This is a genomic window from Tsukamurella pulmonis (genome assembly GCF_900103175.1).
GTDB lineage: Bacteria > Actinomycetota > Actinomycetes > Mycobacteriales > Mycobacteriaceae > Tsukamurella > Tsukamurella pulmonis.
In genome coordinates this window covers 462,229-483,269 of the sequence record NZ_FNLF01000002.1, presented here as the reverse complement: position 1 = coordinate 483,269, position 21,041 = coordinate 462,229, and the positions used below count along the sequence as shown (strand labels likewise).

Here is a 21,041-nt window from a genome sequence, read left to right as displayed (position 1 = left end):
CGGTACAGTGCGATCCGTGAAGAACCGCCGTTCCGCCCTCGCGGCCGCGACCGTGCTCCCTGCGCTGATCCTCTCCGGCTGCACCGTCGGTGACGCCGGATCGCAGCGGAACGCGGCCGCACCCACCAGCCTATCGCTCGGTGGGCCGGCCCTCGTGAACAACGCGGCGCCGCTCGCCGCGGGCGCGCTGAACGGCAAGAAGATCTTCGTCGACCCCGGCCACAACGGCGCGAACGACGCCTCGATCAACAAGCAGGTCCCCACCGGCCGCGGCGGCACCAAACCCTGCCAGACCACCGGCACGACCAGCGTCAACGGCGTGCCCGAGCACACGTTCAACTACGCCGTGGCCTACAAGCTCTACCGGGCGCTCACCGCCGCGGGCGCCCAGGTGATGTTCTCCCGCACCGACGACACCTCCGTCGCCTCGTGCATCGACGCCCGCGCCGAGGCGGCGAACCGCTGGGGCGCCGATGCCGCCGTCAGCATCCACGCCGACGGTTCCGCCCCCGGTAATCGCGGGTTTCACGTGAATCTTTCCTCGCCGCCGCTCAACCCAGCACAGGAGACGGCGAGCCCGGCGTACGCCGCGAAGATGCGCGACGCGCTCGTCGCGGGCGGTTTCACCCCGGCCGCGTACATCGGCTCCGGCGGCCTCTACCCGCGCTCCGACCTGGCCGGGCTGAACCTCGCGACGGTCCCGTCCGTGCTGGTCGAGGCGGGCAACCTGCGCGACGCCGAGGAGGCCAAGGTGCTCGAATCCGCCGACGGCCAGCAGCGGCTCGCCGACGCGATCGCCGCAGGCATCAGCGCGTACCTGGGCTCGCCCCCGACTCGGTAGCTGGAAATACCCGGAGATTCCGCACTCAGCTGCCCTCCGAAGCCGAATTCGGCTTCGGAGGCTCGTGCACGGCGAATTCTCCGGCGCCGAGTTCCCGCCCGCTCACGAACTCCCGCTCGGTTCCGTCGATCGGGTCGGTGAAGGCGAGTCGGCGGGCCAGCAGGCGCAGCGGATCGGAGAAGTCGCCGTCCACGAACTCGCGCGGCTCGGGATACAACGGATCCCCCAGGATCGGCACCCCCAGGCCCGACATGTGCAGCCGCAGCTGGTGGGTCTTCCCGGTCTCCGGACGCAGCCGGTACCGGCCGACGGTGCCGCCGCGGCCGTCGGGCAGCTCGGCCTCCAGCGCGACGTGCGAGCGGGCGTTGGCCGGGCCGTCCACCTCGTAGGCGCGCATGATCCCCGGCGTCTTCTCGATCCGTGACTCCACGACCGTCGGCAGCGCGAGGTCCGCGCGCAGCGGTGCCAGCGCGGCGTACTCCTTGCGCGCCACGCCCGTCGCGAACAACTGCTGGTACGGACCGCGCACCGCGGGGTCACGGGTGAACAGCAGCACGCCGGCGGTCAGCCGGTCCAACCGGTGCGCGGGCGAGAGCCGCGGCTCGTCCAGTTCGCGACGCAGCCGGACCAGCGCGCTCTGCACCACGCGCGCGCCGCGCGGCATCGTCGCGAGGAAGTGCGGCTTGTCCACCACGACGATCCGCTCGTCCTGGAAGAGGATCGGCATCGGAAAGGGCACGTCGATCTCGTCCGGCAGCTCGCGGTACATCCACACCGCCTGCCGGGCGGCGAGGACCGATCCGGGGTCGAGCGGCGCACCGTCGGACGCCAGGACGCACCCGGCCGCGCTCTCGCGCGCCACGTACGCCGCGGTGCCGGGAAAGCGGGCCTCGAGCACCTCGCCGAGTGTGCGACCCGCCTCCTCCTCGGCGACGACGAGTCGCGTCGGGTCGACGCCGTCGCGCAGCGGCAGCGGCGCGACCGGCGTCCCGCGGTGACGCCGCGGGCGCCTAGCCGTTGGACTCGACCTGAACCTTGAGGTTGGTGAGCAGCTCGTCGTAGATGCGGCCGAGGCCCTTGGGCGCGAAGGTCTTCTCGAAGAAGCCCCCGATACCACCGGCACCCTGCCAGGTGGTCGTGACGGTCGCGGTGGTCGCATCGCCCGCGCTGTCGGCGGCGACGGCGCGGTAGGTGGTGACCATCGAGCTGTTGGCGTCGGTCTCGGTGATGGTGGCGCCGTCGACGGTCACGGTGGCGCGCACGTTGCGCGAGCGCTTCTCCGTGGCCTGCAGGACCCATTCGGCGACGGTGCCGGAGCCCTGGCCGCCCTCGACGACGCGGTAGTCGCGGTAGTTCGGGGGCAGGATCTCGGCGCGGCGCGTGTAGTCGCTGAGCGCGGCGAGGACGGCCTCGGGCGCGGCGGAGATGGTGATGGACTTAGTGGCGGTTACCTGGGCCAACGTACTTCGATCCTCTGAGTATCGGGGTCCCCGACGAGGTCGGGGACGTGGGTGCCGGCACCGCCGACGGGTTCGTCGCCAGCCTAACCAATCGGTAACGGCCCGCGCGCGGCGCGGCCGAGGGGTATAGCGTCGATGATCGTGAGTGCTCGCAACGTTACGCCGGCGCGAACCCCGTCGACGGTCCCGATCGCAGGCGAGGCGGCCTACGCGGAGGGGCTCGCGCGCCTGCGCGAGAGCTACCGCGCCATCCCGCCGAACGCCCGTGTCCGCCTGGCCAAGAAGACCTCCAACCTGTTCCGCGCTCGCGCGGCCGCCGAAGCCCCCGGACTCGACGTCTCCGGGCTCGCCTCGGTCATCTCGATCGATCCCGAGGCCCGCACCGCGGACGTCGGCGGGATGTGCACGTACGAGGACCTGGTGGCGGCGACGCTGCCCTTCGGCCTCGCCCCGACGGTGGTGCCGCAGCTCAAATCGATCACCCTCGGCGGCGCAGTGAGCGGCATGGGCATCGAGTCCAGCTCGTTCCGGGCGGGACTGCCGCACGAGGCGGTGCTCTCGATGGACATCCTCACCGGCAGCGGCGAGGTCGTGACCGCCGCACCGGGCGGACCGGATGCCGACCTCTTCTTTGCATTCCCCAATTCGTACGGCACCCTGGGATATTCGACGCGACTCACCGTCGCGCTGGAGCCCGTGACCCGGTACGTCGAGCTGCGGCACGTGCGCTTCCACACACTCGACGACCTGCAGGAGACGATGGGCGAGATCGTCGACGCCCGCGAGTACGAGGGCGAGGCCGTCGACTACCTCGACGGGGTGGTCTTCTCCGCCGACGAGTCCTACCTGGTGCTCGGCCGCAAGACCGACGAGCCGGGCCCGCTCAGCGACTACACCGGGCGCGAGATCTACTACCGCTCGATCCAGCACGCCGACGGGATCACCCGCGACCGGCTCACCACGCACGATTACCTGTGGCGCTGGGACACCGACTGGTTCTGGTGCTCGCGCGCCTTCGGCGCACAGAACCCGAAGGTCCGGCGGTTGTGGCCGAAGCACCTGCTGCGCAGCAGCTTCTACTGGAAGCTGGTGGCGCTGGACCGGCGGTGGGACATCGGCGATCGACTCGCCGCGCGCAAGGGCGAGCCGCCCGGCGAGCGCGTGGTCCAGGACATCGAGGTGCACATCGACGAGATCACCGAGTTCCTCGAATGGTTCCTCGACGAGATCCCCATCGAACCGATCTGGCTGTGCCCGTTGCGATTGCGCGACCCACTGCCGACCGGTGCCGACCCGGACCGGCCCTGGCCGCTGTACCCGTTGGAACCCCGCGAGACCTACGTCAACGTCGGTTTCTGGTCCGCGGTCCCGAAGCAACCCGGCCAGATCGAGGGCCGGGCGAACCGCCTCATCGAGGAGAAGGTCTCGGAACTGGGAGGGCACAAGTCCCTCTACTCCGAGGCCTTCTACGAGCGCGCCGAGTTCGACGAGCTCTACGGCGGAACCCACTTGGAGAAGTACAAGTCCCGCTACGACCCGGAGGATCGCCTGCTGGGCCTGTACGACAAGACAGTCAGGAGGCAGTGAATTGACGCGATCCACTGAGCATCTCCCCAAGCTCAGCCTCGCCGAGATCATCGAGAAGGTGGCGGGCGGCAAGCTCGCCATCCGGGTCAAGGCCTACGACGGCTCGTCCGCCGGCCCGGACGACGCACCGTACGGCCTGGACCTGCTCACCCCGCGCGGAACCACCTACCTCGCAACGGCGCCCGGTGACATGGGCCTCGCGCGCGCCTACGTCGCCGGCGACCTGGAACTGACGGGTGCGCCCCCGGGAGACCCGTACGAGGCGCTGCGGGCTCTGTCCGACGACCTCAAGTTCGCCAAGCCCGGCCCCCGGCTCATCGCGCAGATCGCGCGCTCCGTCGGTGCGGAGCACATGATCCCGATCGCACCGCCGCCGCAGGAGGCGATCCCGCGCTGGCGGCGGATCGCGGAGGGACTGCGGCACAGCAAGACCCGCGACGCCGACGCGATCCACCACCACTACGACGTCTCCAACCGGTTCTACGAGCTGGTGCTCGGACCGTCGATGACCTACACGTGCGCCTGCTACCCGGACGCCGGCGCGACGCTCGAGGAGGCGCAGGAGAACAAGTACCGCTTGGTCTTCGAGAAGCTGCGCCTGAAGCCGGGCGACCGGCTCCTGGACGTCGGCTGCGGCTGGGGCGGCATGGTGCGCTACGCGGCCCGCCGTGGGGTGCACGCCATCGGCGCGACCCTGTCCAAGGAGCAGGCGGAGTGGGCACAGGCCGCGATCGAGGCGGAGGGCCTGGGCGAGTTCGCGGAGGTGCGCTACAGCGACTACCGCGACGTGCCCGAGGGCGACTTCGACGCGATCAGCTCGATCGGCCTGACCGAGCACATCGGCGTGCACAACTACCCGTCGTACTTCACGTCGCTGCGCGAGAAGCTCAAGACCGGTGGCCTGCTGCTCAATCACACGATCACGCGGCACGACAACAAGCTGTCGGGCAAGGGCGGCCAGTTCATCGACCGGTACGTCTTCCCCGACGGCGAGCTCACCGGCTCCGGCCGTGTGATCGCCGCGATCCAGGACATCGGCGGGATGGAGGTGCGGCACGAGGAGAACCTCCGCGAGCACTACGCCCGCACCCTGGCCGGCTGGTGCGCAAACCTGGTCGACAACTGGGACGAGGCCGTGGCAGAGGTCGGTCTGGGCACCGCTCGCGTGTGGGGTCTCTACATGGCCGGATCGCGACTCGGCTTCGAGCGCAACGTGGTCCAACTGCACCAGATCCTGGCGGTCAAGCTCGACGAGAAGGGCGGAGCGGGCGATCTGCCGCTGCGCCCCTGGTGGAACGCCTGAGTCCGGAGTCAGCCGCGGAAGTACATCACCGCCAGTAGGCGACGCTCCGGATACAGGAACGCCCGCACCGTGCCGGGCTCGACGGCCACGAACGCGTCGAGCCCGGCATCGGTGAGCCCGACCCCTGGATCTCCGAGCACGGCCGGCAGCTCGGGGCGCGACCTGCCCGGTGCCGTCCCCGCCGCGTCGCGCAGCCGGGTGGTCACGACTTCGTCGCCGAGGGCGATCACCGCGTCGAGCCATACGGCGCTGGGCCCGGGATTTCGGTCGTCGGCGTTGGAGCGGCCGATCCAGCGGGCCGAGAAGCTGTCGCCGATGTTTTTGACCCGCTTGCGAATCGGCTCCACCTCGTCGCGAACGGTCGGCGCGGAAGGTGCAGGCTCCGACGGAGCGCAGCCGGCGACCACCGGCACGAACAGCGCCCCCAGGATCACCGAGCGGCGCGAGGCGTGCATCAGATGGGGCGGGCGCCGAGTTCGTTCTTGAGCAACTCCAGCGCGATCTCGTCCGGGTCGCGACGGGGCGCGCTGGTGCTGCCGGAGACGGCGTCCTCCCGGTGCGCGGCGTCCATCATCTCCTCTTCGGAGATCTCCTCGACGGGCGCCGGCTCGGGGTCCGGCTCGGGCGGCAGCGGGATGTCGTCGTGGTGCGACGGTGCGCGGTTCTCCCGGCCGGCCGGGCGCGGGTCCGGGCGCTGCTCGCCCGCGCGGCTGCGTCGCTCGAAGGTGGGCGGCGCCTTGCGCGGCTCGGCCGCGGGGCGCTGCTGCTGCGGCGCTGCCGCGGGAGCACCCTGCTGGCGAGCGCCGCTGCCGTCGCCGACCTCGACGTTCCACTGCGTGCCGAAGACCTCGCGGACCGCATCGCGCAGGTTGCCCACGTGCTGCTGATCGCTGAACCGGCCGAGCAGCGCGGGGATCGGCAGCGCCAGGTGCAGGGTATCGCCGGACAATCCGAGCACCTGCACGTTCGGCATCAGGGCGAACGTGACCGTGCTGCGGTCCTTGACCGCGCGCAGCACCTTGGGCCACGCCGTGCGCACCTCCTCGACGGAGGGGCCCGACGGTGCCTGCGCCGCGGGTGCGGCGGCGGTCTGCGGCTCGGGTTCGGGACGGTACTCGGGCTCGGGTGCCGGGGGCGTCGGCTCCGGGGCCGCTGCGCGCACGGGCTCCGGCGCGGGCGGCTCGACTGCCTGCGGCGGGGCGGCAGGCTCCGGCTCCCGCGCGGGTGCTGGCGGCTCGGGCTCGCGCGCGGGCGCTTCCGGCTCCGGGCGATGCAGTACAGGCTCCGACTCGACGGGCTCCTCGGGCTCGGGCCGCGCCGCGGCAGGCTGTGCGTGCTGCGCCGCCACGGGCTCGGGCGCGACGGGCTCGGGGGCAACGGGCTCGGGGGCAACGGGCTCGGGTGCGGCCGGCGCCACCGGCTGCTGGGCCTGCGCGGGCTCGGCCTGCGGGGTGGCCGCGACGGGCTCCTGCGCGGGCACGGCGGGCTGCGACGGAGCCGCGGGCTGGGCGGCAACAGCGGGCTGGGCGGGAGCAGCGGGCGCGACAGGGGCAGCGGGCTGCGCCACCGGCTCGGCGGCGGCCTCGGCCTGACGCTGACTGGGCCGGACGAAACGGGACGGCGGACCGTCGGGCTGGGGTGCGGGGGCCGGACCGCCCGACGGGGCGGCGGGCGCGGAACCCGGGACGGGTGCGGCACCACCGGCAGCGGGCGCGCCCGCGGGGCGCCGCTCGAGCGCCTCGATGCGCTGCAGGAGAGCGGCCTGCGCATCGTCGGCCGCGGGGAGCAGCATGCGGGCGCACATGACCTCGAGCAGCAGGCGCGGCGAGGTGGCGCCGCGCATCTCGGCGAGGGAGGCGTGCGTGACCTCGGCGCACCGGGTGAGCGTCGCGAGGCCGAGCTTCGCGGCCTCCCCGCGCATCGTCTCGAGCACGTCCTGCGGCACGTCGATGAGCCCGCGATCGGCGGCGTCCGGGACGGTGTGCAGGAGGATCAGGTCGCGCAGGCGCTCGAGCAGGTCCGTGGCGAAACGACGGGGATCGTGCCCGGCCTCCATCACCTTCTCGACGGCGCCGAACAGGGCGGCGCCGTCGGCGACGGCCAACGCGTCGACCGCGGCGTCGATCAGGGCCGTGTCGGTGACGCCGAGCAGGCCGAGGGCGCGCTGGTAGGTCACGCCTTCGGGGCCGGCACCGGCGAGCAGCTGATCCATGATCGACAGGGAGTCACGCGGGGATCCGCCGCCCGCGCGGATGACCAGCGGATACACCTGGGGCTCGACCGCGACGTGCTCGGCACCCGTGATCTTCTCCAGCAGCGGCCGCATGACGTTGGGCGCGAGCAGCCGGAACGGGTAGTGGTGCGTGCGGGAGCGGATGGTGGTGAGCACCTTCTCCGGCTCCGTGGTGGCGAAGATGAAGATGAGGTGCTCCGGCGGCTCCTCGACGATCTTCAGCAGCGCGTTGAAGCCCTGCGGGGTGACCATGTGCGCCTCGTCGACGATGAAGACGCGGTAGCGCGACTCGGCCGGGGCGTAGAAGGCGCGATCGCGCAACTCGCGCGCGTCGTCCACACCGCCGTGGCTGGCGGCGTCCATCTCGGTGACATCGAGGTTGCCGGGGCCGCCGGGGGCGAGCGCGACACAGGAGTTGCAGACGCCGCACGGTGTGCTGGTGGGGCCCTGCTCGCAGTTGAGCGAGCGGGCCAGGATGCGCGCCGACGAGGTCTTGCCGCAGCCGCGCGGGCCGGAGAACAGGTACGCATGGTTGATCCGGCCGGAATCGAGCGCGATGCTCAGCGGCTCGGTGACGTGCTCCTGCCCGACGACCTCGGCGAACGTCGCGGGACGGTACTTGCGGTAGAGAGCCACGGTGCCAGGCTACCGGCAGGGTCCGACAGCGTCGCAGCTTGCTCGGCGACCAACCGCCGGGCGACTGCGGCGCGCCGTCACCGCTCCGGCTCGTCGGTCGGAGCGACCGCCGGGAACTGCCCCGTCGCATGCGGCGGGACGGCCGGGAACTGCCCCGTCGGGTACGGCGGGGCCGGAGGGACGAACCGCGCCGGACCGGGCGCCGGCGGGAGCGGGGTACCGCCGAGGCGGTCGGCGAAGGCGAGCGCCAGCAGCATGCACAGCGACACGAACAGCACCAGCACGAACGCGGGGTGCAGCTGGACCGACACCAGGCCGGCGAGCATGAGCACCGCCCACACGCAGCAGCTCGCGACGCGGGCCACCAGCGATCCTCTGGCGAGGAAGACCGCGAGTCCGATCAGTCCGACGAGGGCGGCGACGAGGAGCACCGCGAGCGGGGCGATCAGGGTCAGCAGGTACAGGCCCCACCCCTCGCCCACGTCGGCGTAACTGTCGGCGGAATCGCTGTCGAAGGCGGTCATCCAGTAGATCACCAAACCCACGACGGTGAGCGCGGCGATGAGGGCCTGGATCAGAGCGAGCGCGCGGTGGATGCGCGGAACCGGCACGACCATCGGATACATCTCTCCCCCTGCCCTTTGCGTGTGCACCCACGGTAGCGGGCGGACCGTCGGCGGAGAAGAGCGAAAGACAGCGAGCGGCGGCCCGACGGTGCCGGGCCGCCGCTCGCGGCGCTCCTACTTCTTGTCGCGGTCGAGACCGAGGGCGTCCGTGATGTAGAAGAACGGATCGGTCTGGTCGGTCAGCCCGACGACGTTCGCGGCGCCGGGGCCGTACGCCGCGATGCGGACCTGGCCGCCGGTGTGCTGCTCCTCGCCCGGCTCGAGCGACGTGCCGTAGTTGACGGTCAGCTGGCCGCCGTCCTTGGTGGCGAGCGTGCGGGTCAGGCCGGGCGTGACGGTGCCCGCCTCGATGATCTGGCTCGAATGCGCGTGGTCACCGGTGACGATGACGAGCGTGTCCTTGTCCTGCTTGGCGAACTCGAGTGCCGTCGACACCGCCTCGGAGAGCTGCACGGTCTCACCGATCTGGCCGCAGGGGTCGGCGTCGTGGTTGGCCTTGTCGACCGAGCCGGACTCGACCTGCAAGAAGAATCCCTTGTCGCCCTTGAGCAGGTCGATGGCCTTCTTCGTCATCGACGCGAGCTTCGGGGTGGCACCGAACCCGGGGTTGGGCGAGCAGGTGACGGCCGGCTCCTTGCCGCCCTGCAGGGTGGCGGTCGCCTTGTCCCACACGCGCGGCAGGTTGCCGTCGGCGAAGACGCCGAGCACCGGCTTGTCCTGGTTCGCCTCCGTGACGGCGTCGAGCTCCGCGCCGGAGCGGGCGATCTGGTAGCCGCGCTCCTTGGCCTGCACCTCGAGGGTCTTGTCGCGGTACTCGCCGGCGGTCGCGGTCTCCTGGAAGGTCTTCCAGCCGCCGCCGAGGGTGACGTCGGCGCGCGCCGCGAGCAGCTGCTCGGTGATCGAGCCGAGGCCGCCGTTCTCCTGCAGGTTCTCGGGGCACTTCTCCTTGGTGGCGACGGGGCCGTAGCACTTGCGCTGCGCGACGTGCGCGACCTGCACGGCGGGGGTGGCGTCCTGCAGCTCGGTGGTGGTGACGTTGCCGGTCTTGCGGCCGTTGGCCTTGGCGATCTCGAGGATCGAGCGCTGCGCCTTGCCGTCGACGTCGACGCCGACGGCGCCGTTGTAGGTCTTGGTGCCCGTGGCCCACGCGGACCCGGAGGCCGCGGAATCCGTGGTGTAGTCCGGCTTCTTGGTCTTCTTGTCGATCGCGTAGGTGGTGTAGTCGCCCGACAGCGGCAGCTCGTCGATGCCGGGGATCTGGCCGCCCGCACCCCACTGGTAGTTCCGGGCGAGGGTGAGCTCCTGGTTGGCGGTGCCGTCGCCGATCACGAGGATCACGTTCTTGGCCTTCGAGCGCTGGATCGAGTCGGCGATCGCCTGGGTCTGATCACCCGCGAGCCGCTTGGCGCCGCCGTGGGTCGTGACGTCGCCGGCCGCCTGCCGGTTGATCTCCACCTTCGCTGCCGTCTCACCCGAGGTGCCGGGCCCGTCGTCGCCGCCGCTGCCGCAGGCCGCGACCACGCCGAGCACCGCCACCGCGCTGACGGCCATCGCCGTCCGCGCCTTTCCGCTACCGAGGTTCGTCATTGCCGTAGCGAAACATGCGCGTATGAACATGAATCAGTGTGCGGGTGAACAGTTCGCTATCGCGGATGCGAACGACGCTCGAACCGTCCCGTCACCGCCTGCGCAAGCGCGGAACCGAACAGCAGCCCGAGGGCGAGGGCGCAGATCACCGCCGCCACGTCGACGACGGTGCGCGCGCCCTGCTCCGGATCGATGCCCACCGACGTCACCGACAACAGGCCGAGACTGCCGGGCACGAGCACCCAGAACGCCGGGAGGAAGACCACCAACCGCGACCATTGCGGCCGCACCGCCGCCACCAGCGATGCACCGAGGCTGCCCGCGATCGCGCCGAGGAAGCCGCCGAGCACGACGCCCGAGAGCGCCTGCCCCGCGAGCTGCGCGCCGAAGGCCGCGGCCACCACCAGGCCGATCGCCGGAAGCAACCGCATCGACGCGCCCTCGTTGAGGCACACGCCCACGCAGATCAGCGCCAGCCCGACGGGTGGCCCCCACCAGCCGAGCTGATTGATCCGCTCGTTGACCAGCATCTCCGGGGCGACGCCGAGCACCGACGTCGCACTGAGGACGCCGAGCGAGAACAACAGCAGCTGCACGGTCCCGAACGTCAGCCGGGAGCTGCCCGCGACCATCGCGCCGGCCGCGAGCTCCGACATGCCGGTGACCATCAACGCGCCCGGCAGCAGCACCGCCAGCGGCGCGAGGAGGGTGCGCAGCGGACCGTCGAGCCAACCGGCCTGCGCGGCGGCGAAGACCCCCGTCCCCACGGTGAAGGCCGCGATCGTGGGCAGCAGCGTGGCCGCGAGCCGCACCCGTCCTGCGGCCTTGACCAGCAGCATCACCACCACGCCACCGATCGCCGCGGCGGCGATGTTGGGCAGGCCGGGCTGCAACAGCATCGCTATGCCGACGGCGATCACCGACCACGAGGCGTCCTGCACCCACTGCGGGTACCGGTGCGGCAGCGAGCGCAGGGTCCCGAGCCGGGCGAAGGCGTCGTCGACCGACAACGTGCGCGCGACGAGACCCCGTCGCACCTCCGCGACCACCTCCGACTGCTCGAGCCGGAGCGGGCCCGCGATCGATTCGAAGGTGGCGGGCGCGCCGGGCTCGAGCGTCAGCGTCAGGCCCGTGGGCGTGGCCCCGATCTGGGCGAGCGGGTGACCGAGGGCGGTGGCGACGCCGGTGAGCTCGTCCTCGACCTCGTGCACGGGCTGCCCGCCGGCGATCATCGCGGCGCCGAGGTAGGCCAGCAGCCGGCGGTCCTCGGTGCGCCGGTCAGGCTGCACGGCCGGACCGGCCCGGTCCGGCCGGGACGGCCTCGTCCGCGAGCGCGGGTCGATCCTCCGTGTGGCGGAGGTACCAGGCGGAGCCGATCAGCGTGGCGACGAAGATCCACACGTAGACGCCGCCGGCGAGCGCCTTGAGCACGGGGTTGTCCATCGGGCGCAGGAAGATCCCGATCGCGTACGTGTCGTGCACGTCGTCGACGCCCGTCGGCTGCAGGTGCGGGAAATAGGTGACCCAGATGAAGGTGGCCGCGACCAGCGCGGCGGCGGCCACGAGGGCGAGCACGCGCCGACCGGGATCGGCGGTGAGCAGCGCGCGGCCGATGAGGAGCACGAGCAGCGGCACGATCCACACCCAGTGGTGCCCCCAGGAGAAGGGCGAGACGGCACAGGCGGTCAGGCCGACGACGGTGACCGCGAGCAGCACCTCGTCGCGCCGGTACGCCCAGGCCGCGATCCCCAGGCCCGCGAGGGCTGCGGGCACGGCGACGGCCAGCCAGACCGCGGTCGAGGGCTCCTCCGCGTGGGTGAGGTACGCGATGAGGCCGTTGATCGACTGGTTGCCGACCTGGTTCGGCTCGCCCACCCGGTTGGCGTCGAGGAAGGTGCCCGACCAGTACTGCCACGACTGCTGCGGGATCACCAGGAAGCCGACCACCACGGTGCCGGCCAGCGTCGCGATCGCGGTGCGGGCCTCACGCCACTGCCTCGTGACCACGAGATAGGCGAGGAAGAACAGCGGGGTGAGTTTGATGCCCGCGGCGATGCCGATGCTGAACCCCTTGAACCGCGCCCCCGCGGGCCGGCCGAGGTCCCACAACAGGAGCAGCATGAGGAAGACGTTGATCTGGCCGAACCAGATGGTCGTGCGCACGGGCTCGAGGACCGTGGCGACCAGCGTCAGGCAGATCGCCGCGAACCACACGCGCCAGTCGCGGACGAAGCCCACCAGGCGCAGCGCGATGAGGATGCACGCCAACAGCGCGAGCATCACGGCGATGGTCCACACCCAGCGCAGGACCTCGGTGGACATCCAGCTCAGTGGCACGAACAGCACGCCCGCGAAGGGCGTGTAGGTGAACGGCAGGATGTCGTTGAGCAGCGGACCGTCGTAGAGGCCCTCGCCGCCGTGCGCGACGATCTCGCCGCCCTTGCGGTAGACCTCGGCGTCGATCTGGTTGTGGAAGAGCCCGTACATCGGTGTCGAGAACGGGATCCGGACGAACTGCTGCCACACGGCGACGGCAGCGGCCACCGCGAAGAGGGCCAATACCCACCACTGCCGGGGGAAACGCCGGCTGTTCTCGTCCGCCACCGGCGCGATCCTCCTGCTCAGGCGCGCCCTACTCGGGCTGCGACATCAGCTTTTCAGCAGAAGCCAAGAGTACACAGGTAGCCACGCCGTCCATTGCGGTCTCAAGCTCGCCGATCGACGGGAACGTCGGCGCGAGCCGGATGTTGCGGTCGTCCGGGTCGGTGCCGTGCGGGAACGTGGCGCCGGCGGCGGTCAGGGCGATGCCCGCCTCCTTCGCCAGGGCGACGGTCCGCGCGGCCGTCCCGTCGAGCACGTCGAGGCTGATGAAGTAGCCGCCCGTGGGCTCGCTCCAGGAGGCGACCTTGGCCGCGCCCAGCCGGTCCTCGAGGATCTCGAGGACGCGGGCGAACTTGGGCGCGATCAGGTCGCGGTGCTTGCGCATGTGGGCGCGCACGCCCTCCGCGTCGCCGAAGAAGCGGACGTGCCGCAGCTGGTTCACCTTGTCGGGGCCGATCGAGGTCAGCCCGGTGTACTTGCCGTACCAGCCCAGATTCTCGGCGGACGCGCCGAAGAAGCTCACTCCGGCGCCCGCGAAGGTGATCTTCGAGGTGCTGGCCAGCACGTACGGCCGGTTCGGGTGGCCGGCCGCGGCGGCCAGGCCCAGGACGTCGGGGTCCGACGGTGCGTCGCCCACCAGGGGGTGCACGGCGTAGGCGTTGTCCCAGAAGATCCGGAAGTCGGGCGCGGCGGTCGGCATCGACACCAGCTCGCGCGTGACCTCCTCGGAGTACACCGCACCGGTGGGGTTGGCGAACTTCGGGACGGTCCAGATGCCCTTGATCGCGGGATCCTTCGCCACGAGCTCCTTGACCACCGCCATGTCGGGGCCGTCCGGGTTCAGCGGCACGACGATCATCTCGATGCCGAACTCGGCGGTGATGGCGAAGTGCCGGTCGTAACCGGGGGCCGGGCAGAGGAACTTCACCGTCTCCTCGGCGCCCCACGGCCGCTCGCCGTCGACGGTGCCGTGGATCCACGCGAGGGTGATCAGGCGGTGCATGATCTCGAGGCTGGAGTTGTTCTGCGCGTACAGGTTCGCGACGGGGATGCCCAGCAGCTCGCCGAAGATCGCGCGCAGCTCGGGCAGACCGGCGAGGCCGCCGTAGTTGCGGGTGTCGGTGCCGTCCGCGGCGCGGTAGTCGCCCTCACCCGGCAACGCGAGCAGCGCGTTCGACAGGTCGAGCTGATCGGGCGCCGGCTTGCCGCGGGTCAGGTCCAGCTTCAGCCCCCGGGCCTTGAGCGTCTCGAACAGTTCCGTCAGCTTCGCGTGGACGTCGGCGAGCTCGGACTGACTCAGGGACACGTAGGTGGACATCGGGTGCGCCTCCGGCGGATATTCGGGCCCGGACATAAAGGGGACTCCGCGCACCCGCCAGAGCCCGTTGACCCTTGCTGCGTTCCCGCCCTGGGGGAGTTCACAGGATGGACGCCGCGCGGAGTCCGGTGTCGACTATACGTGGTCGTCCTGGTTTGGGTCGACGGGGGCCGTCGTCTACAGTGGTCCACGGAGGATTCGCCTAGTGGCCTATGGCGCTCGCCTGGAACGCGGGTTGGGTTAATAGCCCTCAGGGGTTCAAATCCCCTATCCTCCGCAGATCAGGGGCGGTTCCGAGCACATCGGAACCGCCCCTGAGTCGTTCCCGCACCCGGTCGAGCGACGCGGCGGCCAGCGGCACACCCTGGGGCGACGATGCAGCATCGAACAAGTGTCTGTTCACAGTGGCGTCCGCGATGCTAACCTCGGGCCACGGATCGACGGCGGTGTCGTCGACACGGCGGCACGAGGGGGAGACATGGGTTCGCAGCGCCCCGGCCGCCTGCGCCGAGCAGTGCGGAAGGCCGTCGAATACGCGACCGACGTCGTCGCGGAATTCCTCACCAAGCTCATCCCGTAGCCCGCAGCCGGTCGACCGGAGAAGGAGTCTCGTGTCCCGTGTGCTCGATCCCGAGGTCGCGGGCGGTCTCGGCGACGAGTCGGTGCTGGACACATCGGTGCATCCGCCGCTGGTGCACCGACTGCACTTCGTGGTCGCAGGCTGGCTCGGTGACGATCTGATCCAGAGTTTCCCGGTGTACCTGATGTCGCCGCGGCTCCTCGCCGCTCTGCGCACCGCCGGCCTGACGGGGTTCTCCGTGAACCCGCACTGCCGGATCGCCTTCGACGAGCAGGTGGGCGAAGAGCTCGACAACGCGGACATCCTCACCTTCGAGTGGATCGACGTCCATGGCACCGCTGCCGACGACCTGCGGATCACCGAGGATCTCCTGCTCGAAGTCTCGGATCGGGCGTGGGACACGCTCTCCCGGTTCTCCGTGAACCACTGCGAGATCGGGAGCGCGGACGGCGGAGAGGAGTTCTGATGTTCGGCGGCGTGAGCGCAAGAACGCGCGCGCCCACCAGCGCGAACCCGCCGACGCCTTCGTCGCACTCGAGAAGGGCGCGGTACAGGTGTACGACGCCGAGACCTCGGCGGTCAATTCCGCTGTCGTCTCGGCGATGACGGGCCGAAAGGCCCGTGTCCTTGCGGGGAACTGGACCGGCGTTCAGTTCTGGGTCGACGACGATGCCGCGGCCGACGATGACAGCGCCATGGTGTTCATGCTCGACCCCTCCACGATGATCGTCGACGACTTCGTCGAGCAGGGACGGTTCGTCGCAGCGATCCTCGAGGGAAGCATCGTGGCCGGCATGGAGGCGGAGCTGCTCCGTTCCTGGCTGGCCGAACGGTCGATGGAGTCCCTCGCGCCGAACACCTGCGTGCCCGTCCACCCGCAGCAGTTCCTCACCGGGTCCGTCGACGCGCGGCCGTTGAGCACGGACAGCGTCTCCACCACGGGCTGGTTGATCCACAGCGCGAAGGCACTGCGCGTGATGCACGACCTCGAGCTGCAGGCGGGAGATCCCCTGCCTCCCGACTTCACCGAGCGCGTCGCAGAACTGTGAGGTCAGCGCGACGTTAAGCTCCTGACGCAACTCTTCCGAGCACAGGAGACACCGTGGCCAAGGGGTATTGGGTCAGCGTCTACCGGGTCATCAAGGATCCGGAGAAGGTGGCCGCCTACGACGCGCTCGCCGGCGCAGCCGTCCGGGCCGGCGGCGGGCGACTCCTCTCCCGCGACGGTCGTGTCGCCCCGTACGAGCAGGGTGTCGCCGAGCGGACGATCCTGATCGAGTTCGAGAGTTTCGAGCAGGCCGTCGCCACCCGCGAGAGCGCGGCGTATCAAGAGGCGCTGGCAGCGCTGGGCGATGCCGTGGAGCGTGACTTCCGCGTCGTCGAAGGCCTCGACTGACACCGGTGCGCCCGTCCCACTGCGGGACCGGTCAGTCGGCGATCGCCGCCGCCGCGGCCGCGAGCTTGGGGATCAGCGTGTTGCGGTAGCCACGCTCCGCGGCGTTGCGGGCGAACTTCTGCTGCCGGTCGTCGACGTCGAAGCCCGACATCGTGAAGACGATCCGGGTCCCGCGCCCCTCCGGCACCAGTTTCCAGTCGACGACCCAGCGTGCCGGCCGAGGCGCCCGGAGATCCGTGTAGCTGTGCGCGAACCGCACGGCGGGCACCGCGTCGATCACCTCGCACGAGACCTCCCCCGGCGGATCCGACGGGATCTCGAGGATGAAGGTGGTGCCGATCTCCGGTCGCAGCCCGACCGACCGCACGAGCCACTGCTCGACGGACGCCGGCTCGGTGAGCGCGCGCCACACCGTCGCGGGCGCCTCCGGCACGTACCTGTCGAGCTCCACGATCGACGGGTCCGACTCGATCTCGAACACGCCGCCAGTAGACCACGCACTTGTGGCGCGGCGTCGCCGGTTCGGGCGCACGCCCTCGACCGGGCCATCGCGACGGCGGGCTCCGCATTCGACGGACGCGCCCCACCGATGAGTGCAGTCCCTCACAAAAGATCTTCTCGTAGTGCGCTCGAACCGAAGCCTCACTAAACTTAACTGGCATCCGCACCCGTGCCCCCGCCCCGGAGACAGTGATGCAGTGGACCGTGATCGACCTCGCCGACGCGATGAGGCTCGCGCGCGGCCTGGGCGACTCCTGGTCGAGTGCATCCGAGCTGGTGGCGATCGTCGCCGAGCGGCGTGAACGACCGATCGACGTGACGGCCACCGACCTCACCGGCACCGGGATCACCGGCACGGTGCTCGCCGGGCGCGACCGGGACACCATCGTCCACGCGACCGGCCTGCCGCCGTTCTTCGCCGAACACGTGATCTTCCACGAGCTGGGGCACCTGGTCTGCGGGCACCTCGACGGAGCAGCGGCCGAACCACAGGGCCGGATGCGGTTCCGCAGCGCCCACTCCGATCCGGCGCAGGAGCACGAGGCGGAACTACTCGCGACGGCGTTCGCGCAGGTCCGTTCGGAACGGGATCGCCGGCGCGGCCACCTCGCCGACGACGGCGGATTCATCGCCACCCTGGCCCCTCACATGCTGTCGCGATGAGGTCGACGTGCCGCCCCCGCCCACCGTCGTCGTCCTGAACGACGTCCTGTTCTCCGGGGCGGCGATAGCGTGCGCCGTCGTCGCCCTTCTGATCGCGGCCACCAGCCTCACTCCGGGACGCGCAGCGCGCGTGCGTCGCTGGCTTGCGGTCTCGTTCACACTCAAGGGCCTGGGCTTCGCCAGCGCAGCGCCCTGGATCGTGCGCCGGGTGAACGCGGTGTTCGAGGACTCGGCGTCCCTCCTGATCACCTACGCCATCTCTCCGCTCTGGTGCGCGGCGATGATCCTCGTCGCCCGCGCCTGGCGGCACGGCTCCGTCACCCGGCCGTTCGGCTACGGCATCGGCGGGGCCGCGGTCGCCAGCACGCTCGCGATGATCGTCCTCTGGTGGCACACACCGCGCACGGACCTCGTCGGATCCGTCAGCGCGAAGTTCGCCGAGACCGCGACGGGGACGGCGCTCATCCTCACCTACGCGGGCACGCTGACGTTCGGACTCCTCGTGCTGCTCGGCGCCTGCCGGTTCCACACGGACCGCCTCGGCGAGAGAGCGACGCCGGCCGTGCGCACCGCGGTCACGATCATCTCGGTGGGCGTCGTCCTCGATCTGATCTTCGCCGCCAACCAGGCCGCGAAGGCGCTCTCCAGCGCGCGGGGGACACCGATCGTCGTGCTCGAGTACCTCACCGCCGCAACGGCGATCGTGGCGGCGACACTCCTGGGCCTCGGGTTCGCCTACCCGGAGGCGCGGCACCGGTGGAGCGACGCCAGGCGGTCGGCCCGGGCGCGGCGCACCTGCCGGGCGCTCACACCGCTGTGGACCGACCTGAACTCCAGCCGCGGCGCCGCGCCCACGCCGTGGCTCAGCACGGCGCACCCCGAGATCCGCGTCTACCGCATGATGGTGGACATCCACGACGGGCTGATCCACCTGGCCCCGCTCCTGCCCGGGTCCGACGAGCGATCACACCCGCAGTCGAGTGCGGACTTCGCTCGGGAGATCCGCGGCGCGGTGTTACAAATGCATAAATCAGACACTTCACTCGAGGGTGAGCTCGGTTTCGGCGAGATCGCCCGCCGCCCCGATCTCCCCTTCGACCAGCAGATCTCCTGGGTGAGCTCGGTGTCGCAGGAGTACCGATCGTTAACAGACCGTAAATAAGCTCCCAAAGTGATTCGTGTCACTACCGAATTCTACTGTCAGTAGATACCGTGGATGACAGACGTTCCGCCGACGCCGCCGGACGTTGCACTCCCGCTCTCCCGCGACAGGGACATCCACGACCGCAAGGTGCTCGCCATGAACGAGAATTCCGTAGTCGATACCCGTACCGAGACCTACCGGCGTCCCGACGGCGCCCGTATCTCCTACCGCTTCACGCCGGCGGCCGCGCACACCGGCGACCAGACCCCCGTCTTCCTGCTGCACGGGACGTTCCAGTCGGCGCAGGTCTGGCACTCCGTCGGAGTCGTCGAGGCGCTGCGCGGCGATCGCCCGCTCATCGAGGTCGACATGCTCGGCCACGGCGCCAGCGACAAGCCCGTCGACCCGCAGCAGTACCTGATCGAGACGATGGCCCGCGACCTGCTCGGCATCGCCGATCAGCTGGGCATCGACCGGTTCCACACGGTTGGCTTCTCACTCGGTGCCCGCACCTCGTTGCGCCTGCCCTTCCTCGCACCGGATCGCCTGGAATCGATGGTGTGCATTGGCGGTTCGCACCGCCCGCAGCCCTCGATGGCGGACCGGGTGTTCTTCCCGGGCGCCCGGGCCGCGCTCGACAGCGGGTCGATGGACACCTTCATGGACCGCTGGGACACCCAGCGCGAACGCCCCCTCAGCGCATCGGCCCGCGAGCGACTGCGCACCAACGAGCCGGGAGCCCTGGCTGCGTTCTTCGACTCCCAGGAGCTCGACGCCGGACGCGAGATCGACGACTACGCAGCGGTGTTCACGCCCGCTCTCTTCATCGCGGGCGAGCACGACACCGAGCGCCTGGCGGATTCCTGGCTGCTCGCCGGGACGATGCCGGCCGCTCGCTTCACCGTTCTCGCCGGAGCGGGCCACGCGGCCTCGATCCGCGAGGCCGGCCCCGAGATCGTGCGGCACTTCGCCGCTCTGGAGCTCAGCTCCGCTGCGTGATCGACTGCACTGCAGAGCAATCCGCCGGAACCCGGCCGACGTTTCAGTCGGTCGGGTTCTGCGCCTGCTCACCCGCCACCGGCAGGCCCTCGAGCTTCCGGGCGTTGTCGATGATCGCGGCGATGCTGGCCAGACTGGCCTCGCCGAGCCCTTCGGCGCGCAGCGCCAGGGCCCGGATGCCGGCCTCGCGCATGACCAGTTCCGCCGCGAGCGCGGCCTCGTCGTCGGTGCCCGGCGCGGTCAGATGGTCGACGGGGACCTCGAAGTACGCGGCGAGCGCGCGGAGCAGTTCGATCGAGGGGTTGGCGCGCCCACCGTTGCGGAGCGCGGAGAGGTAGCCGCCGGAGACCCGCAGCCCGGGGTTGCGTTCACGCAACTGCTCGGCGATCGCGTTGTTGGTACGCGGGCGCCCCGCCTTGGCCTCGCGCTCGTAGAGCGAGTTGAGGCGCTGGGCGAGCAGCAGTGGTGCCGCTTCCGCCTCCCCGCCTGTCATGGCGAGAATTCTACTACCAGTCGCTTTCTCATACGAATCATTGACGGAGGACATGTCGGGCTCCTTTCCTCTCGTGCACGCGAACAGCCTCGGGCCCGGAGCGGTCCGGGGACGCGGATCAGCAGGTCAGACGGTGCGCTCGGCGCGCTCGGCCAGCACCGTCCGGCGCCAGCGCAGCACCTCGCGGACCGCGAGGAACGCCATGAACGAGCCGAGCACGACCGCGAGCCCGCGCTCCGGGAGGGCGAGCGCGAGACTCACGCCGACCAGCGAGCCCGGCAGGGCCGCCAGCGCCAGCGGCTTGCCCACCTGCAGATCGGCACTGCCGTGCCGGATGTGCGTGGCCGCCCCGACGATCGCATTGGGCAGCATGACCAGGAGCGACGTTCCGGCCGCGGTGTGCAGATCGGCGCCGAACATCACGGCCATCACCGGCACGACGAGCAACCCGCCGCCGAGCCCCATGGCCGCCGAGTACGCGCCGACGAGCAGCCCCGTCACCGTCGCCACCGCGACGATCAGCGGCGCACCGTCGAACAGGCCCGAAGAGGACCCGACCTCGATACCGAAGCCCTGCAGGAGGAACTTGGTCGACGAGAGCACCAATACCAGGACGAAGAGCGAGCGGAGCACCACCTCGGGCACCTTCGAGACCCAGCGCGCGCCGACGTAGGCGCCCACGATGCCGCCGATCATCAGGCCGACACCGGGTACGAAGTCGACGTGCCCACCGCGCAGCGCGTAGACGATCGACCCGACCAGGGCGGCGGAGACGTTGGCGAGCGTCGAGGTGCCGTGGATGACGTGGCGCGAGAGCGTCGAGTGCCGATCCAGGGCCGGGACCGTGACCACGCCGGTTCCGCCGCCGAGGAGACCGCCGGAGATCCCGCCCAGGAAGCCGATCGACGCGGACCGTCGCGGGCCCGGGATCCGAGGGCCGGCCACGGCCGATCCGGTCGACGCCGGGGCTGCTACCTGAGTCATGACTCCTCTTTCGTCGCTTGGCTAACTAACACCAGACTATTCGTGACTGATAGGCATGAAAACAGCCTCTTTCGCATCGCTATGATGCA

General features: G+C 70.7%; 21 protein-coding genes, 1 tRNA gene and 1 other RNA gene. 10 read left to right on the top strand and 13 right to left on the bottom strand.

Annotated elements, in window-relative coordinates:
• Nucleotides 1-16 precede the first annotated feature (16 nt).
• The gene (locus BLQ62_RS02665; protein WP_082756300.1) at nt 17-841 is read left to right on the top strand and encodes an Rv3717 family N-acetylmuramoyl-L-alanine amidase; all 825 of its coding nucleotides are present in this window, start codon (nt 17-19) and stop codon (nt 839-841) included.
• A 25-nt stretch (nt 842-866) separates the two neighbouring features.
• Here BLQ62_RS02665 and BLQ62_RS02660 read toward each other — a convergent pair whose 3' ends face one another.
• The gene (locus BLQ62_RS02660) at nt 867-1,814 is read right to left on the bottom strand and encodes a pseudouridine synthase (protein WP_082756326.1); all 948 of its coding nucleotides are present in this window, start codon (nt 1,812-1,814) and stop codon (nt 867-869) included.
• Nucleotides 1,815-1,851: 37 nt separating this feature from the next.
• Nucleotides 1,852-2,301 carry an SRPBCC family protein gene (locus BLQ62_RS02655; RefSeq protein WP_068531807.1) on the bottom strand — a complete coding sequence of 150 codons (450 nt, stop codon included), beginning with the start codon at nt 2,299-2,301 and terminating at the stop codon, nt 1,852-1,854.
• Between the two features lie 189 nt (nt 2,302-2,490).
• Here BLQ62_RS02655 and BLQ62_RS02650 point away from each other — a divergent pair, with 189 nt between their 5' ends.
• Both BLQ62_RS02650 and BLQ62_RS02645 read left to right on the top strand, forming a co-directional pair.
• Entirely contained in the window at nt 2,491-3,888 is a 1,398-nt protein-coding gene (locus BLQ62_RS02650; protein ID WP_068564949.1) for an FAD-binding oxidoreductase, read from the top strand.
• Nucleotide 3,889: 1 nt separating this feature from the next.
• Complete coding sequence (locus BLQ62_RS02645) at nt 3,890-5,191, top strand: class I SAM-dependent methyltransferase (RefSeq protein ID WP_068564850.1); 1,302 nt, start codon at nt 3,890-3,892, stop codon at nt 5,189-5,191.
• An 8-nt stretch (nt 5,192-5,199) separates the two neighbouring features.
• On the opposite strand, the gene BLQ62_RS02640 is transcribed toward BLQ62_RS02645, so the two are convergent.
• From BLQ62_RS02640 to ffs, 8 genes are all read right to left on the bottom strand, one after another.
• Nucleotides 5,200-5,646 (bottom strand): hypothetical protein, encoded by a 447-nt coding sequence (locus BLQ62_RS02640; RefSeq protein ID WP_068564852.1) that lies wholly within the window; start codon nt 5,644-5,646, stop codon nt 5,200-5,202.
• On the bottom strand, nt 5,646-8,060 hold the full coding sequence (locus tag BLQ62_RS02635) for a DNA polymerase III subunit gamma and tau (protein ID WP_068564854.1): 2,415 nt from the start codon (nt 8,058-8,060) through the stop codon (nt 5,646-5,648). Before BLQ62_RS02635 ends, BLQ62_RS02640 begins: the two co-directional genes overlap by 1 nt.
• A 77-nt stretch (nt 8,061-8,137) precedes the next feature.
• Nucleotides 8,138-8,677 (bottom strand): hypothetical protein, encoded by a 540-nt coding sequence (locus BLQ62_RS02630; RefSeq protein WP_115391406.1) that lies wholly within the window; start codon nt 8,675-8,677, stop codon nt 8,138-8,140.
• 123 nt (nt 8,678-8,800) lie between these two features.
• The gene (phoA, locus tag BLQ62_RS02625; protein ID WP_068531814.1) at nt 8,801-10,273 is read right to left on the bottom strand and encodes an alkaline phosphatase; all 1,473 of its coding nucleotides are present in this window, start codon (nt 10,271-10,273) and stop codon (nt 8,801-8,803) included.
• A 56-nt stretch (nt 10,274-10,329) separates the two neighbouring features.
• Nucleotides 10,330-11,562 carry a threonine/serine exporter family protein gene (locus BLQ62_RS02620; RefSeq protein WP_068531815.1) on the bottom strand — a complete coding sequence of 411 codons (1,233 nt, stop codon included), beginning with the start codon at nt 11,560-11,562 and terminating at the stop codon, nt 10,330-10,332.
• Entirely contained in the window at nt 11,552-12,877 is a 1,326-nt protein-coding gene (locus tag BLQ62_RS02615; RefSeq protein ID WP_139184144.1) for a glycosyltransferase 87 family protein, read from the bottom strand. The genes BLQ62_RS02620 and BLQ62_RS02615 overlap by 11 nt, the downstream gene beginning before the upstream one ends.
• Nucleotides 12,878-12,905: 28 nt before the next feature.
• Nucleotides 12,906-14,192, bottom strand: a complete 1,287-nt coding sequence (locus tag BLQ62_RS02610; protein WP_068531861.1) for an aspartate aminotransferase type Ic — start codon at nt 14,190-14,192, stop codon at nt 12,906-12,908.
• Nucleotides 14,193-14,226: 34 nt separating this feature from the next.
• An RNA gene (gene ffs, locus BLQ62_RS02605) (signal recognition particle sRNA small type) lies at nt 14,227-14,323 on the bottom strand.
• A gap of 60 nt (nt 14,324-14,383) precedes the next feature.
• Here ffs and BLQ62_RS02600 point away from each other — a divergent pair.
• The 4 genes from BLQ62_RS02600 (at nt 14,384) to BLQ62_RS02585 (ending at nt 16,168) form a co-directional block, all read left to right on the top strand.
• A tRNA-Ser gene (locus BLQ62_RS02600) sits at nt 14,384-14,469 on the top strand.
• Nucleotides 14,470-14,803: 334 nt separating this feature from the next.
• Nucleotides 14,804-15,238, top strand: coding sequence for a hypothetical protein (locus BLQ62_RS02595; protein WP_068536942.1), 435 nt, complete (start codon nt 14,804-14,806; stop codon nt 15,236-15,238).
• Between the two features lie 136 nt (nt 15,239-15,374).
• Nucleotides 15,375-15,821: a hypothetical protein gene (locus BLQ62_RS02590; protein WP_133298623.1), complete on the top strand. Its 447-nt coding sequence runs from the start codon at nt 15,375-15,377 to the stop codon at nt 15,819-15,821.
• Between the two features lie 53 nt (nt 15,822-15,874).
• Complete coding sequence (locus BLQ62_RS02585) at nt 15,875-16,168, top strand: DUF1330 domain-containing protein (RefSeq protein WP_068564861.1); 294 nt, start codon at nt 15,875-15,877, stop codon at nt 16,166-16,168.
• 31 nt (nt 16,169-16,199) lie between these two features.
• Here the strand turns inward: BLQ62_RS02585 and BLQ62_RS02580 are convergent, their stop codons facing one another.
• Nucleotides 16,200-16,649 (bottom strand): SRPBCC family protein, encoded by a 450-nt coding sequence (locus tag BLQ62_RS02580; protein WP_068564863.1) that lies wholly within the window; start codon nt 16,647-16,649, stop codon nt 16,200-16,202.
• Between the two features lie 212 nt (nt 16,650-16,861).
• Between BLQ62_RS02580 and BLQ62_RS02575 the strand changes: the two genes are divergently transcribed.
• The 3 genes from BLQ62_RS02575 to BLQ62_RS02565 are packed head-to-tail and all read left to right on the top strand — an operon-like array spanning nt 16,862 to nt 19,475.
• Complete coding sequence (locus tag BLQ62_RS02575) at nt 16,862-17,332, top strand: ImmA/IrrE family metallo-endopeptidase (protein ID WP_068536956.1); 471 nt, start codon at nt 16,862-16,864, stop codon at nt 17,330-17,332.
• Nucleotides 17,333-17,339: 7 nt separating this feature from the next.
• On the top strand, nt 17,340-18,494 hold the full coding sequence (locus BLQ62_RS02570) for an MAB_1171c family putative transporter (protein ID WP_068536959.1): 1,155 nt from the start codon (nt 17,340-17,342) through the stop codon (nt 18,492-18,494).
• 54 nt (nt 18,495-18,548) lie between these two features.
• Nucleotides 18,549-19,475 (top strand): alpha/beta fold hydrolase, encoded by a 927-nt coding sequence (locus BLQ62_RS02565; protein WP_068564866.1) that lies wholly within the window; start codon nt 18,549-18,551, stop codon nt 19,473-19,475.
• A gap of 43 nt (nt 19,476-19,518) precedes the next feature.
• Here BLQ62_RS02565 and BLQ62_RS02560 read toward each other — a convergent pair whose 3' ends face one another.
• Together BLQ62_RS02560 and BLQ62_RS02555 are read right to left on the bottom strand one after the other, a co-directional pair.
• Nucleotides 19,519-19,968: a helix-turn-helix domain-containing protein gene (locus BLQ62_RS02560; protein WP_068536968.1), complete on the bottom strand. Its 450-nt coding sequence runs from the start codon at nt 19,966-19,968 to the stop codon at nt 19,519-19,521.
• Between the two features lie 126 nt (nt 19,969-20,094).
• Nucleotides 20,095-20,952 carry a sulfite exporter TauE/SafE family protein gene (locus tag BLQ62_RS02555; protein WP_082756304.1) on the bottom strand — a complete coding sequence of 286 codons (858 nt, stop codon included), beginning with the start codon at nt 20,950-20,952 and terminating at the stop codon, nt 20,095-20,097.
• Nucleotides 20,953-21,041: the final 89 nt, after the last annotated feature.

What these genes read in the sequence shown, in the direction of transcription:
- BLQ62_RS02575 (WP_068536956.1), top strand. Translation starts at nt 16,862, where the DNA reads ATGCAGTGGACCGTGATCGACCTCGCCGACGCGATGAGGCTCGCGCGC.
- BLQ62_RS02630 (WP_115391406.1), bottom strand. Translation starts at nt 8,677, where the DNA reads ATGGTCGTGCCGGTTCCGCGCATCCACCGCGCGCTCGCTCTGATCCAG.
- BLQ62_RS02610 (WP_068531861.1), bottom strand. Translation starts at nt 14,192, where the DNA reads ATGTCCACCTACGTGTCCCTGAGTCAGTCCGAGCTCGCCGACGTCCAC.
- BLQ62_RS02565 (WP_068564866.1), top strand. Translation starts at nt 18,549, where the DNA reads ATGACAGACGTTCCGCCGACGCCGCCGGACGTTGCACTCCCGCTCTCC.
- BLQ62_RS02640 (WP_068564852.1), bottom strand. Translation starts at nt 5,646, where the DNA reads ATGCACGCCTCGCGCCGCTCGGTGATCCTGGGGGCGCTGTTCGTGCCG.
- phoA (WP_068531814.1), bottom strand. Translation starts at nt 10,273, where the DNA reads ATGACGAACCTCGGTAGCGGAAAGGCGCGGACGGCGATGGCCGTCAGC.
- BLQ62_RS02555 (WP_082756304.1), bottom strand. Translation starts at nt 20,952, where the DNA reads ATGACTCAGGTAGCAGCCCCGGCGTCGACCGGATCGGCCGTGGCCGGC.
- BLQ62_RS02560 (WP_068536968.1), bottom strand. Translation starts at nt 19,968, where the DNA reads ATGACAGGCGGGGAGGCGGAAGCGGCACCACTGCTGCTCGCCCAGCGC.
- BLQ62_RS02590 (WP_133298623.1), top strand. Translation starts at nt 15,375, where the DNA reads ATGACGGGCCGAAAGGCCCGTGTCCTTGCGGGGAACTGGACCGGCGTT.